Source organism: Leisingera sp. ANG-M1 (genome assembly GCF_000813745.1).
GTDB lineage: Bacteria > Pseudomonadota > Alphaproteobacteria > Rhodobacterales > Rhodobacteraceae > Leisingera.
Genome location: NZ_JWLC01000013.1, coordinates 1498 through 13088 on the forward strand (window position 1 = coordinate 1498; position 11591 = coordinate 13088).

Annotated in this window: 12 protein-coding genes and 1 pseudogene; 9 read left to right on the top strand and 4 right to left on the bottom strand. The window is 62.6% G+C overall.

Going from position 1 to position 11591, the window contains the following annotated elements:
• The 6 genes and pseudogenes from RA19_RS10860 to RA19_RS27385 all read left to right on the top strand — a co-directional run.
• Positions 1 to 833 (top strand): tRNA (adenosine(37)-N6)-threonylcarbamoyltransferase complex transferase subunit TsaD (locus RA19_RS10860; protein ID WP_039162402.1); only part of this gene is annotated, 833 nt, incomplete at its 5' end.
• Positions 830 to 1792, top strand: coding sequence for an NAD(P)H-dependent glycerol-3-phosphate dehydrogenase (locus tag RA19_RS10865; protein ID WP_039162404.1), 963 nt, complete (start codon positions 830 to 832; stop codon positions 1790 to 1792). The genes RA19_RS10860 and RA19_RS10865, both read left to right, overlap by 4 nt.
• A 1-nt stretch (position 1793) precedes the next feature.
• Entirely contained in the window at positions 1794 to 2066 is a 273-nt protein-coding gene (locus tag RA19_RS10870) for a YciI family protein (RefSeq protein WP_039162406.1), read from the top strand.
• Positions 2066 to 2488, top strand: coding sequence for an EVE domain-containing protein (locus tag RA19_RS10875; protein ID WP_039162409.1), 423 nt, complete (start codon positions 2066 to 2068; stop codon positions 2486 to 2488). The genes RA19_RS10870 and RA19_RS10875 overlap by 1 nt, the downstream gene beginning before the upstream one ends.
• Positions 2489 to 2533: 45 nt before the next feature.
• A complete protein-coding gene (locus tag RA19_RS10880; RefSeq protein WP_039162412.1) occupies positions 2534 to 2929 on the top strand; it encodes a DUF1761 domain-containing protein in 396 nt (131 codons plus the stop codon).
• Between the two features lie 288 nt (positions 2930 to 3217).
• Positions 3218 to 3863: pseudogene (locus tag RA19_RS27385) on the top strand (DUF899 family protein).
• Positions 3864 to 4052: 189 nt separating this feature from the next.
• Here RA19_RS27385 and ahcY read toward each other — a convergent pair.
• Positions 4053 to 5441, bottom strand: a complete 1389-nt coding sequence (gene ahcY, locus RA19_RS10890) for an adenosylhomocysteinase (protein WP_039162414.1) — start codon at positions 5439 to 5441, stop codon at positions 4053 to 4055.
• Positions 5442 to 5592: 151 nt separating this feature from the next.
• Entirely contained in the window at positions 5593 to 5907 is a 315-nt protein-coding gene (locus tag RA19_RS10895; RefSeq protein WP_039162417.1) for a hypothetical protein, read from the bottom strand.
• A 254-nt stretch (positions 5908 to 6161) separates the two neighbouring features.
• On the opposite strand from RA19_RS10895, the gene RA19_RS10900 reads away from it, so the two are divergent.
• Entirely contained in the window at positions 6162 to 6752 is a 591-nt protein-coding gene (locus RA19_RS10900) for an HD domain-containing protein (RefSeq protein ID WP_039162419.1), read from the top strand.
• A 404-nt stretch (positions 6753 to 7156) separates the two neighbouring features.
• Here the strand turns inward: RA19_RS10900 and RA19_RS10905 are convergent, their stop codons facing one another.
• Together RA19_RS10905 and RA19_RS10910 are read right to left on the bottom strand one after the other, a co-directional pair.
• On the bottom strand, positions 7157 to 7711 hold the full coding sequence (locus RA19_RS10905) for an ActR/PrrA/RegA family redox response regulator transcription factor (protein ID WP_039162421.1): 555 nt from the start codon (positions 7709 to 7711) through the stop codon (positions 7157 to 7159).
• Between the two features lie 78 nt (positions 7712 to 7789).
• Positions 7790 to 8410 carry an SCO family protein gene (locus tag RA19_RS10910; RefSeq protein WP_039162424.1) on the bottom strand — a complete coding sequence of 207 codons (621 nt, stop codon included), beginning with the start codon at positions 8408 to 8410 and terminating at the stop codon, positions 7790 to 7792.
• Between the two features lie 116 nt (positions 8411 to 8526).
• On the opposite strand from RA19_RS10910, the gene regB reads away from it, so the two are divergent.
• A complete protein-coding gene (regB, locus tag RA19_RS10915; RefSeq protein WP_039162426.1) occupies positions 8527 to 9924 on the top strand; it encodes a sensor histidine kinase RegB in 1398 nt (465 codons plus the stop codon).
• Between the two features lie 89 nt (positions 9925 to 10013).
• Complete coding sequence (locus tag RA19_RS10920; protein WP_039162428.1) at positions 10014 to 11561, top strand: PAS-domain containing protein; 1548 nt, start codon at positions 10014 to 10016, stop codon at positions 11559 to 11561.
• The last annotated feature ends 30 nt before the right edge of the window (positions 11562 to 11591 follow it).

Below are 11591 nucleotides of genomic sequence, written 5' to 3' on the forward strand. Positions count from 1 at the left end.
GCCCCGGCCTGATCGGCGGGGTGATGTCGGGCGTGATGTGCGCCAAGGGGATCGCCGCCGCCACCGGTCTGCCGCTGGTGGGCGTGAACCATCTGGCCGGCCATGCGCTGACCCCGCGGCTGACCGACGGCATTGCCTATCCCTACCTGATGCTGCTGGTTTCCGGCGGCCACTGCCAGTACCTGCTGGCCCGCGGGCCGGAGGATTTCACCCGGCTCGGCGGCACCATCGACGATGCCCCGGGCGAGGCGTTCGACAAGACCGCCCGGCTTTTGGGCCTGCCGCAGCCCGGCGGCCCTTCGGTGCAGGCTGAAGCCGAAGGCGGCGATCCCAAACGCTTCCGCTTCCCGCGGCCACTGCTGGACCGGCCGGATTGCAACCTGTCGTTCTCCGGCCTGAAGACCGCGCTGATGCGGATGCGGGACCAGATCGTGGCAGAGAAAGGCGGTCTCACCCGCCAGGACCGCGCCGACCTTTGTGCCGGCTTCCAGGCGGCTGTGGTGGATACGCTGGCAGAGAAAACCCGCCGGGCGATCCGCCTTTATCTGGAAGAGCAGCCTGCGCAGCCAACCGTTGCCGTGGCTGGCGGTGTGGCGGCAAATACCGCCATTCGAGCCGCGTTAGAGACTGTTTGTGCCGAGGCAGGCGCTGCCTTTACCGCGCCGCCGCTGCGGCTTTGCACGGATAACGCCGCCATGATCGCCTATGCCGGGCTGGAGCGGTTCAAGGCAGGCGCGCGCGACGGGCTGGACCTGACCGCCCGCCCGCGCTGGCCGCTCGACCAAACCAGCCCGGCGCTGATCGGATCCGGCCGCAAGGGAGCCAAGGCATGAGCATTTCGGTATTGGGATCGGGCGCGTTCGGCACCGCTTTGGCCATCTCTCTGGCCGGCAACGGGCCAGTCACCCTCTGGGCCCGCAACGCCATGAAGGCGCAGTCGATGCAGGACAGCCGCCGCAACGGCACCCGCCTGCCCGGCGTGGCGCTGCCGGAAAACCTCTCTATCACTGCAGATATTGCCCAAGCCTGCGAATCTGACGTGCTGCTGCTGGCCGTGCCGATGCAGACACTTCGAGGCGTGCTGGAGGAGTTTCAGGCACATATGCGTGGCAAGACGCTTGTCGCCTGCTGCAAAGGGATCGAGCTGGACTCTGGCCTGGGCCCTATCGCCGTCATTCAGGAAGTCCTGCCAGAAGCAGACGCCGCTCTGCTGACCGGCCCGAGTTTTGCTGCCGATATTGCCAGAGGGCTGCCGACCGCCCTGACGCTTGCCTGCGGCGATGCCGAGCAATGCAAGGTGCTGCAGGAGCAGTTGACCACCGCCAACCTGCGTCTTTACCGCACGACGGACACTGCCGGCGCCGAAATCGGCGGTGCATTGAAGAACGTCATGGCAATCGCTTGCGGCGCGGTCATCGGTGCGGGCCTCGGCGACAGCGCCCGTGCCGCCTTGATGACCCGCGGCTATGCCGAGATGCAGCGCATGGCGCTGGCCTGCGGTGCCAAGGCGGAAACGCTGGCTGGGCTGTCGGGCTTTGGCGACCTGACGCTCACCTGCAGTTCCGACCTGTCCCGCAACTACCGGCTGGGCCTCTCTATCGGCCGCGGCGAGGAGTTTGATTCCAGCATCACCGTCGAAGGCGCCGCCACCGCGCGGGCCGTTGCAGCGCAGGCCCAGCGGATGGGATTGGACATGCCGATCACGCTCACGGTAACCAATTTGCTCGATCAGCGCTTGACGATCAGCGAGGCAGCGGCACATTTGCTTAAAAGACCATTAAAAGAGGAATAAAATGCTCATCGCATTGATTGCCCGCGACAAACCCGGCGCCCTGCAGACCCGTCTCGACAACCGCGACGCTCATCTGGCCTATATCAACGACACCGGTGTTGTGGCGCAGGCCGGCCCGCTCTTGGATCAGGATGGCAATATGGCCGGTTCCCTGGTTATTCTGGACGTCGAAGACATGGCAGCCGGCCAGGCCTGGGCGGACAGTGATCCCTACAACAAGGCAGGCCTGTTTGAAGCTGTCGAACTGATCACCTGGAAAAAGGTCATCGGCTGATGCGTTACTGGCTGTTCAAATCCGAACCCTCCACCTGGAGCTGGGATGACCAGGTCTCCAAAGGCGAAGACGGTGAGGAATGGGACGGCGTGCGCAACTACCAGGCGCGCAATTTCATGCGCGAGATGAAAATCGGCGACCGCGGGTTCTTCTATCACTCGCAGAAGGAAAAATCCGTGGTCGGCATCGTCGAGGTCTGCGCCGAGGCGCATCCCGACAGCACCACCGAGGACGCGCGCTGGGAATGCGTGGACATCAAGGCGGTGCGCCCCTTTGCCAAGCCGGTCTCTCTGGATCAGATCAAAACTGATCCGCGGCTTGAGGAAATGGTGCTGGTCAAAAACTCCCGCCTGTCGGTGCAGCCGGTGAGCGAGGCCGAGTGGTCCGCCATCTGCGCGCTGGGGGAGACAGATCCCGGCTGATCTGCCAAGCTGCTCTCCACAGGCAGAAAAATCAGGGAGAGCATCATGGAACTTGTAAGTGTGATTGCGGCGGCTGCGGCTGCCTTTGTGCTGGGCGCGGTCTATTACGGCGCCTTGGCCAAACCCTGGGTCGAGGCCGCAGGTGTGGAATGCGACGAGAACGGCAAACCGAAGGGCGGCCAGAGCCCGGCGATTTTTGCCATGGCCTTTGTTCTGCAGCTGATCGTCGCTGGCATGATGCGCCATGTGTTCACCCTGTCGGGCATCGATTCCCTGGGCGCGGGCCTGGTGGGCGGCGCCGGTGTCGGCTTGTTCTTCATCAGTCCCTGGATCGCGCTGAACAACATGTACGGGATGCGGCCGGTGAAGCTGACGCTGATCGACGGCGGTTATGCCACGCTGGCCTGCGCCGCTGCAGGTGCGGTGCTGGGGCTGTTCTGATCCCGCTGCGCCTGAATTGAAAAAGGGAAGGTCTTGGGGACAAACAAGACCTTCCCTTCCACCCCGCGTGCTCCATATCCACCACACGCGTATGAAAATCTCTGTCTTGGCCGTCCTGACCGTGACATCAGGTATAGGCTGCCCGGCCCCGATTCCGCAAAGCAATAACCCGGACAATGCGAGACAAATGGGAACGACATGCCGAGGCCGGAGTCCGGCTTGACAGGAATGACTCGTTATTTAACAATATTGTTAAATTTAAAGCTTGCCAGCCGGAAAGGGTGAACCATGCCTGTAAGCCTCCCCAATGAAAGCGCGGCCTACCGGGCTGCGCGCAATGAACTGCTGAAAGCCGAACTTGCGCTGCGGGCACAGACGGAAGAGGTCGCCGCCCTGCGCCGCGCCCTGCCGGAAGGCGGGCTGGTTGCGCAAGACTACGGCTTCCGCAGCACCAGCGGGGCTGAGGTATCCATGCGGGAGCTGTTTGGTGAAAACAGCACCCTTGCCATCTATTCGCTGATGTACGGACCGGAGGCCAAGGCGGCCTGCCCGATGTGTTCGGCTTTTCTGGACGGCTGGCGCGGGCAGGTTTCCCACGCAGGAGCGAATGGGGTTTGCCGTTGTCGCGCAATCCTCACCAGAGCGGCTGGCGGCGCTGCAAGTGGAGAAGGGATGGCAGGCACTGCCGCTCTATTCTGCTGAAGGGACCAGTTATCAGCAGGATTACCTGGCCGAGAATGAAGCCGGCGCGCAGCTGCCGATGCTGCATGTCTTCACCCGCACCGGGGACAGCATCCGGCATTTCTGGGGGTCCGATATGTTCTTTGAGCCCAGCCCCTGGCAGCCCCGCCATATCGATGCGCTGTGGCCGCTCTGGAGCCTGTTCGACCTGACACCCGAGGGGCGCGGCAGCCATATGCCGAACCAGCGATGATCTGCATCGCCGGCAAACGCCTCGCTCAAGTATAGCCACCTGCCCGTCGCGTCAGCGGCGGGCACGCGCCCACCCGGGCAGACGCTCACCGCGAAACTCTAACGGCGCCAGTTGCCGAAACACTGCCAATCAAAGGAAAAGCGCCGCCGGATTGCTCCAGCGGCGCTGAATATTCAAAAGCGAAGCCGCTTAGTAGCGGTAGTGCTCCGGCTTGAACGGGCCTTCGGGCTTCACGCCGATGTAGGCAGCCTGCTCAGAGCTCAGCTGGGTCAGCTTGACGCCGATGCGGCCCAGGTGCAGGCGGGCGACCTTCTCGTCCAGATGCTTGGGCAGGATATAGACGTCGTTTTCGTAGTTGTCGCCGCGGGTCCACAGCTCGATCTGGGCCAGCACCTGGTTGGTGAAGGACGCCGACATCACGAAGGACGGGTGGCCGGTGGCGTTGCCGAGGTTCAGCAGGCGGCCTTCGGACAGCAGGATGATGCGGCTGCCCGAGGGCATTTCGATCATGTCCACCTGGTCCTTGATGTTGGTCCACTTGTGGTTCTTCAGCGCCGCAACCTGGATTTCGTTGTCGAAGTGGCCGATGTTGCCGACAATCGCCATGTCCTTCATCTCGCGCATATGCTCGATGCGGATCACGTCCTTGTTGCCGGTGGTGGTGATGAAGACATCCGCGGTGGCAACTTCGTCTTCCAGAAGGGTGACTTCAAAACCGTCCATGGCGGCCTGCAGGGCGCAGATCGGGTCAGCTTCGGTCACTTTCACTCGGGCGCCGGCGCCGCGCAGGGAGGCAGCAGAGCCTTTGCCCACATCGCCATAGCCGCAGACCACTGCAACCTTGCCGGCCAGCATGGTGTCGGTGGCGCGGCGGATGCCGTCGACCAGCGATTCTTTGCAGCCGTATTTGTTGTCGAACTTGGACTTGGTGACCGAGTCGTTCACGTTGATCGCCGGGAACGGCAGCTGGCCGTTTTTCTGCAGCTCATACAGGCGGTGGACGCCGGTGGTGGTTTCCTCGGAAACACCCAGGATCGCATCACGGGTCTTGGTGAACCAGCCCGGGGAGGCTTCCATGCGTTTCTGGATCTGCGCCTTGATAACCGCTTCTTCCTCGGACTGCGGCACCGGGATGATCTCTTCGCCGGCTTCGGCGCGGGCACCCAGCAGCACATAGAGAGTGGCGTCGCCGCCATCGTCCAGGATCAGGTTGGCGCCCTCGGGGAACATGAAGGATTTATCCAAGTAATCCCAATGCTCTTCCAGCGACTGGCCCTTGATGGCGAAGACCGGAATGCCGGCTTCGGCGATTGCCGCGGCAGCGTGGTCCTGGGTCGAGAAGATGTTGCACGACGCCCAGCGCACATCGGCGCCCAGCGCCACCAGCGTTTCGATCAGAACCGCGGTCTGGATGGTCATGTGCAGCGAGCCGACGATGCGCGCGCCTTTCAGCGGCTTGCTGTCGCCGTATTCCTCGCGCAGCGCCATCAGGCCCGGCATTTCCGTTTCAGCGATGTCCAGCTCTTTGCGGCCAAAGCCTGCCAGCGCGATGTCCTTGACGATATAATCCCCGGCCATAGTCTGCTCCATTCCGGTTACACGTAATCTTGCCGAAGGCCCTAACACCGGGAGTGTTTAGATTCAACGAAGATACGGGCAACCTGAGAATTGAGCTCAGGCCTTCAAGGCAGGGCAGGCTGTGGGGGGAAGCCTGTCAAGCTGCACAGGTTCAGCTTGGCGTACCCGGATCCGGCTCTTTTTCCGGGATATGAAAGAAGGACGAGCCGGTTGCGACAACGCAGCTGATCCCGTTTGCATGTGTCACCAGAACAGTAAAGGTTCCGGTTTCATCCGACGACCAGACCTCGATCACAGTGGCCTCGGGGCGGCTCTTCTGCAATCCGCCGGCGGTCAGCCGTTCGGAGTATCCGCTTTCCAGCTTAGCGGTCATCACCTCGCGGTCGCCGCAGCTGGCCGCAAAGGCCGGCGGGGCCGTCGCCGCCATGCCGAAGAGCAGGGAAAGACCTAACAGACGCTTAAACATGACTTGCTCCTTTCGTTCGCATCACGTTCGCGAAAGGGGCTTGCCTGGGAGGGGCAATGACCCCCGTCGTACTATTAATATGGGGTCGCAAAGGGCTCTTTTCAAACTCACAACCGGTCAACCGGGTGTCAAAAGAGGTTATGAACCCATCCGTTTCCCCCCTTAACTTTTTGCAATTTCAGCCTATGGAAACCGGGGCTTGCGCCCTATCCTGCGGCCTCACGAAGCAGACAAAAAAATTCGAGAGGCAGCCCATGAAACACCCCCGCGCCTGGCAACGGATGCTCTCGGGGCGCCGCCTGGATCTGCTGGATCCGACCCCGGTGGATATCGAGATCGAGGACATCGCCCACGGGCTGGCCTTTGTTGCGCGGTGGAACGGCCAGACCCGGGGGGATTTCGCCTATTCGGTGGCCGAGCATTCGCTGCTGGTTGAGGATATTTTCACCCGGATGCGCCCCAAGGCGCCGGTCAAATGGCGGCTGGCAGCATTGCTGCATGACGCGCCGGAGTATGTGATCGGCGACATGATCTCGCCAGTGAAGGCCGCCGTGGGCCCGGGATACGGCGAGCTGGACCTGCGGCTGACTGCTGCCATTCACCTGCGGTTCGGGCTGCCGGCCGCCCTGCCCAAGACGGTGAAAGCGCAGATCAAACGGGCCGACAAGGTCAGCGCCTGGATGGAAGCCGTGCAGATTGCCGGATTTTCCGAGAAAGAAGCCACCAAGTTCTTTGGCCGGCCGAATGAGGATATCGTCCGCAACCTGGAGATCCGCCTGCGCCCGCCTGTCGAGGTGCGGCAGGATTTCGTTGCCCGGCATCATCAGCTTCTTGAGCAGATGTGACGCCTGACAGTTCCGGACCCGGGCTGCCGGCATCACCCGTCCTGCCTGCCAACGGGTTCTGTCCGGCCAGGGCGCTGCCCTGCCGGTGTCTGCAGTCTGTTTTCTGCTGTCTGCTGGCGGTCTTGCGTATCCACCAAGCTGGTAAAGGAAGGCGGCGCCGCCAAAAGGCGGAGGCGGACGGGCATATCCGCCCGCGTGCTAAACGTTGTCTCTGCACGTCCCCGCAGAGGGGAACCTGTTCCTGAGTGCCGGGTGTGTCAGGCCCGGCGGTGACCGCGATCAGCCCGAACTATGACAGGCAGAGGAGAATTTTACGTGAAGCAAGCGTGCGCAGGGGACGCAACACCTGCGAGCGCCCCGCCATCGGTCAGGCGGGGCAGGAACTTCTACTTGAAATGCAGGGTTCAGCGCGGGCTGCGCTTGGCCAGGATCCGCTGCAGGGTGCGGCGGTGCATGTTCAGCCGCCGGGCGGTTTCCGAGACATTGCGGTCGCAAAGCTCGTAGATCCGCTGGATATGCTCCCAGCGCACGCGGTCGGCGCTCATCGGGTTTTCCGGCGGCGGCGGCAGCTCGTCCTCGCTGGCCAGCAGCGCATTCATGATGTCCGTGGCATCGGCCGGCTTGGACAGGTAGTCCGTGGCGCCGATTTTGACCGCGGCAACCGCGGTGGCGATGGCACCGTATCCGGTCAGCACCACAACCCGGCTGTCGGGGCGCTTCTCGCGCAGCACCTCAACCACGTCGAGGCCGTTGCCATCCTCCAGCCGCAGGTCGACCACCGCATAGGCCGGCGGCCGTGCTGTGGCGATAGCGCTGCCTGCGGCAACCGAGCCTGCGGTCTCCACCTCAAAGCCGCGTTTCTCCATTGCCTTGGCAAGACGCCGCAGAAACGGCTCGTCGTCATCGACCAGCAGCAGCGTCTTATCCGGTCCAATCTCCTGCAGAGCAGTTTCGGCCATGCCCGGTCCTCCGCGTCCTTTTTCTGTTCACGCAAGAATATGTCCGCGCGGCAGGAAAGGTCAAACAGCTATCCTGCTTCAGGTTTTGCTGATGAAGCAGGCGGCTTTCTCGGCCATCTGTTCGGCGGTTTCGTCGCGGCGGAAGAACTCGACAAAGCCAACTTCGGGCAGCACCAGGTAGGAGAAGGTGGAATGGTCGACCAGGTAGTAATCCTCGTCGCCCTCGTTCTTCTTGAAGTAGGTCTTATAAGCCTTGCTGGCGGCCTTCACCTGATCCAGCGAGCCGGTCAGCCCGATCATCTTCTCATGCAGGTTTTCGGCATAATCGCCCACTGCCTCAGGGGTATCGCGCTCCGGGTCGATGGAAATGAACACCGGCGTTACGCTCATGCCGCGGTCTGCCAGCACATCAACCGCATCGGCGTTGCGGGCGGAATCCATCGGGCAGACGTCGGGGCAGAAGGTGTAGCCGAAATAGACAATCGACGGCTCGGTGATCACGTCCTTGTCGGTGACGGTCTCGCCCTTGGCATTGACCAGCTCAAACGGGCCGCCGATGGTGTCCGCGCCGCCGGCAATCTGGCTGCTGCGGCACTGTGCGAATTTGTCACCCCCATTGCCTCCCCGGGTCATCATCCAGGCGCCGCCCAGCAGGGCAGCAACAAATACGGCAGCAAGAAGAGCATATAGGCGGGTCATGAGATCACACTTATCATCAGGGAAGGGTTGTTGATCGTTTGCGGCGCCAGACCTATCAAGAATTACAGCCGATGCAACTGGCGCACGGCGTCACATCTGCGGGAGCACCGAAGTACATGAGCGAACGCCCTTTCCGGCTGATGAGCGGCCAGGAGCACAGCAACTGGATCCGGCTGCGCACGCTGATTCTGCTGCGCTGGGTGGCCATTGCCGGCCAGGTCACGGCCATCGCCGTGGCGCAGTACCGCTATAGCCTGCAGCTGGAGCTGGCCTTGTGCTATCTGGCTATCGGGGTTTCTGCCGCCGGCAACCTGATCGCCGTTTTTGCCTTTCCTGAGAACAAGCGCCTGAGCGAGTTCGAGAACTTCCTGATGGTACTGTTCGACCTCTTGCAGCTGGCGTTCCTCTTGTATCTGACCGGCGGGCTGAACAATCCTTTTGCGCTGCTGGTGCTGGGCCCGGTGACGATCTCTGCTGCCGTCATGGGGCTGCGCCCGACCCTGATCATCGGTGCCACCGCCATTATCCTGGTCACCCTGATGGCCGAGTTCCACCTGCCCCTGCGCACCGAGCAGGGGTTCATTCTGCGCATCCCAGATATCTTCATTTTCGGCAACTGGATCGCCATCGTCATCGCCATCCTGTTCATTGGCGCCTATTCCTTCCGCGTCAGCAACGAGATGCGCTCGATGTCGGATGCGCTGAGCGCCACCCAGCTAGCGCTGTCGCGCGAGCAGAAGTTGACCGACCTGGGCGGGGTTGTGGCCGCCGCCGCGCATGAGCTGGGCACGCCGCTTGCGACCATAAAACTCACCAGCGCCGAGCTGATAGAGGAGCTTGATGACCGCCCCGACCTGCGCGAGGACGCAGCGCTGATCCGCGAGCAGGCTGACCGCTGCCGCGACATCCTGCGCGGCATGGGCCGGGCCGGCAAAGACGACCTGCACCTGCGCCAGGCGCCGTTCTCGACCCTGGTGAATGAGGCCGCTGAGCCGCATATGAACCGCGGCAAGGTAATTGTTTACAGCGAAGAGCCGCTGGAGGGCGGCGATTTCCAGCAGCCCACCGTTATGCGCAAGCCCGAGATTATCCACGGGCTGCGCAACCTGGTGCAAAACGCCGTCGACTTTGCCAAAACCACTGTCTGGATCGATGCGGCCTGGAATGACGAGCGGATCACCCTGCGAATCTGCGACGACGGGCGCGGCTTCCCGCCGCAGCTGATCGGCCGGATCGGCGACCCCTTCGTGCGCCGCCGCCGCGGTGAAAGCGAGCTGAGACAGCGGCCGGAATATGAAGGCATGGGTCTGGGGCTGTTCATTGCCAAAACGCTGCTGGAACGCACCGGCGCCCAGCTGCGGTTCGCCAATGGAACGGATACGTTCCAGACCCTCAACCCCTATCAGGACCGCCGCGGTGCTATTGTCGAAGTGTCCTGGCCGCGCAAGAAGATTGATGCCCTGGCAGGCGGCAGCAATCCGGCGCTTGGAAAAAATATTCCTCTAGAAATTTAACTATTCACTTTTGGGCAACCAATTAAACTTGATTTAACCTTTATTAGGGAACCATGCCGGTAAACGAGAGCTGAATTGGGCAGGACGACATGCAGAACTTCGCTTCGATCGAGTGGTTTGTACTGGCAGCGCTGTGCGCGGCAACGGCCGCAGCCGCGGTCTGGTGGCTGTCGCCGGCGCCGCGCCGCCGCGGCATGGAGCACGACCTTCTGGCGGGCGACGGCCGCGCCGATGCGGTGTTCCTGTTCGACGACAACAGCCTGATCGGCTGGTCTTCGGGGGCACGCAAGTTCATCGGCGACCAGACCGAGAACTTCGATTGGAGCATGCTGCGCGACCAGCTTGCCCGCAGCTATCCCGGCCTGCCGCAATCGCCCGGTTTCCTCAAGGATGTCGGGCCTTTGGTGCTGTCGGGCACTGCCTCTGCCGAAAGCCGCGAGGCGCATTGCGAATGGATCGACGGGGTCACCCGCGTGCAGCTGCGCCGCAGCACCCTGGAAGAGCAAAACAAATCCCTGGATCAGGAGCTCACCACCCTGCGCGCCGCGGTGCATCAGGCGCCTTACCCGGTCTGGCTGCAGTCGGAAGAGGGCGATGTCACCTGGTCCAACCTCGCCTATGACGACCTCAGCCAGAAGATCCGCGGCCGCAACGCCGACTTTGCCGAACCCCTGTTCACCGATCTGCATGACCCGATGACCAGCGGCAAGCCGGAGCGGATCAGCATTCCGTTGCCGGAAAGCAGCAAGAAACTGTGGTACAACGTTTCGACCACCGAAACCGAAGCCGGCTGGCTCTGCCATGCGGTGGATGTGAACGCCGTGGTCGACGCTGAGGTTGCCCAGCGCAATTTTGTGCAGACCCTGGCGAAAACCTTTGCCCAGCTGTCGATCGGCCTGGCGATCTTTGACCGCAACCGCCAGCTGGTGCTGTTCAACCCGGTGCTGATCGACCTCACCGCCCTGCCCGCCAATTTCCTTAGCTCGCGCCCCAATCTGCTGACGTTCTTTGACCGGCTGCGCGATCAGCGGATGATGCCGGAGCCCAAAAGCTATTCCAGCTGGCGCCACCAGATGGCCGACCTTTTGGAGGCCGCCGCCGAAGGCCGTTACCAGGAAACCTGGTCGCTGCCGTCGGGCTCGGTCTACAAGGTCTCGGGCCGGCCGCACCCGGATGGTGCCATTGCCTTCCTGTTCGAGGACATCACCGCCGAGGTCACACTCACCCGCCAATTCCGCGCTGAGCTGGAGATGGGCCAGTCGATCATGGACCAGATGGACGAGGCGATTGCGGTCTTTGCCAATGACGGCTCCATGACTTTCTCCAACAGCGCCTATGGCAGCCTGTGGCAGATGGACCCCGAAGCCAGCTTTGCCAAAGTGTCGATCATGGACGCCAGCCGGATCTGGCAGGACACCTGCGCGCCGACCCCGGTCTGGGGCGAGATCCGCGATTTTGTTGCCGGCTGCGAAGAGCGCGACACCTGGTGGGCCCACGTTCAGCTGCGCAACGGCACCCGGCTGATCTGCAAGGTCTCCGCCATCCAGAGCGGCGCCACCATGGTCAGCTTCCGCGCCCCGGAAACGGCCGCCCTGCCGGCAAGCCAGGAGCGCTTCCCCGCCATCAGCCAAAGCTGAGCCCGGAAACCGGCTTGCGGCGGATCAGCC

What these genes read in the sequence shown, in the direction of transcription:
- RA19_RS10865 (WP_039162404.1), top strand. Translation starts at nt 830, where the DNA reads ATGAGCATTTCGGTATTGGGATCGGGCGCGTTCGGCACCGCTTTGGCC.
- RA19_RS10870 (WP_039162406.1), top strand. Translation starts at nt 1,794, where the DNA reads ATGCTCATCGCATTGATTGCCCGCGACAAACCCGGCGCCCTGCAGACC.
- RA19_RS10875 (WP_039162409.1), top strand. Translation starts at nt 2,066, where the DNA reads ATGCGTTACTGGCTGTTCAAATCCGAACCCTCCACCTGGAGCTGGGAT.
- RA19_RS10880 (WP_039162412.1), top strand. Translation starts at nt 2,534, where the DNA reads ATGGAACTTGTAAGTGTGATTGCGGCGGCTGCGGCTGCCTTTGTGCTG.
- ahcY (WP_039162414.1), bottom strand. Translation starts at nt 5,441, where the DNA reads ATGGCCGGGGATTATATCGTCAAGGACATCGCGCTGGCAGGCTTTGGC.
- RA19_RS10895 (WP_039162417.1), bottom strand. Translation starts at nt 5,907, where the DNA reads ATGTTTAAGCGTCTGTTAGGTCTTTCCCTGCTCTTCGGCATGGCGGCG.
- RA19_RS10900 (WP_039162419.1), top strand. Translation starts at nt 6,162, where the DNA reads ATGAAACACCCCCGCGCCTGGCAACGGATGCTCTCGGGGCGCCGCCTG.
- RA19_RS10905 (WP_039162421.1), bottom strand. Translation starts at nt 7,711, where the DNA reads ATGGCCGAAACTGCTCTGCAGGAGATTGGACCGGATAAGACGCTGCTG.
- RA19_RS10910 (WP_039162424.1), bottom strand. Translation starts at nt 8,410, where the DNA reads ATGACCCGCCTATATGCTCTTCTTGCTGCCGTATTTGTTGCTGCCCTG.
- regB (WP_039162426.1), top strand. Translation starts at nt 8,527, where the DNA reads ATGAGCGAACGCCCTTTCCGGCTGATGAGCGGCCAGGAGCACAGCAAC.
- RA19_RS10920 (WP_039162428.1), top strand. Translation starts at nt 10,014, where the DNA reads ATGCAGAACTTCGCTTCGATCGAGTGGTTTGTACTGGCAGCGCTGTGC.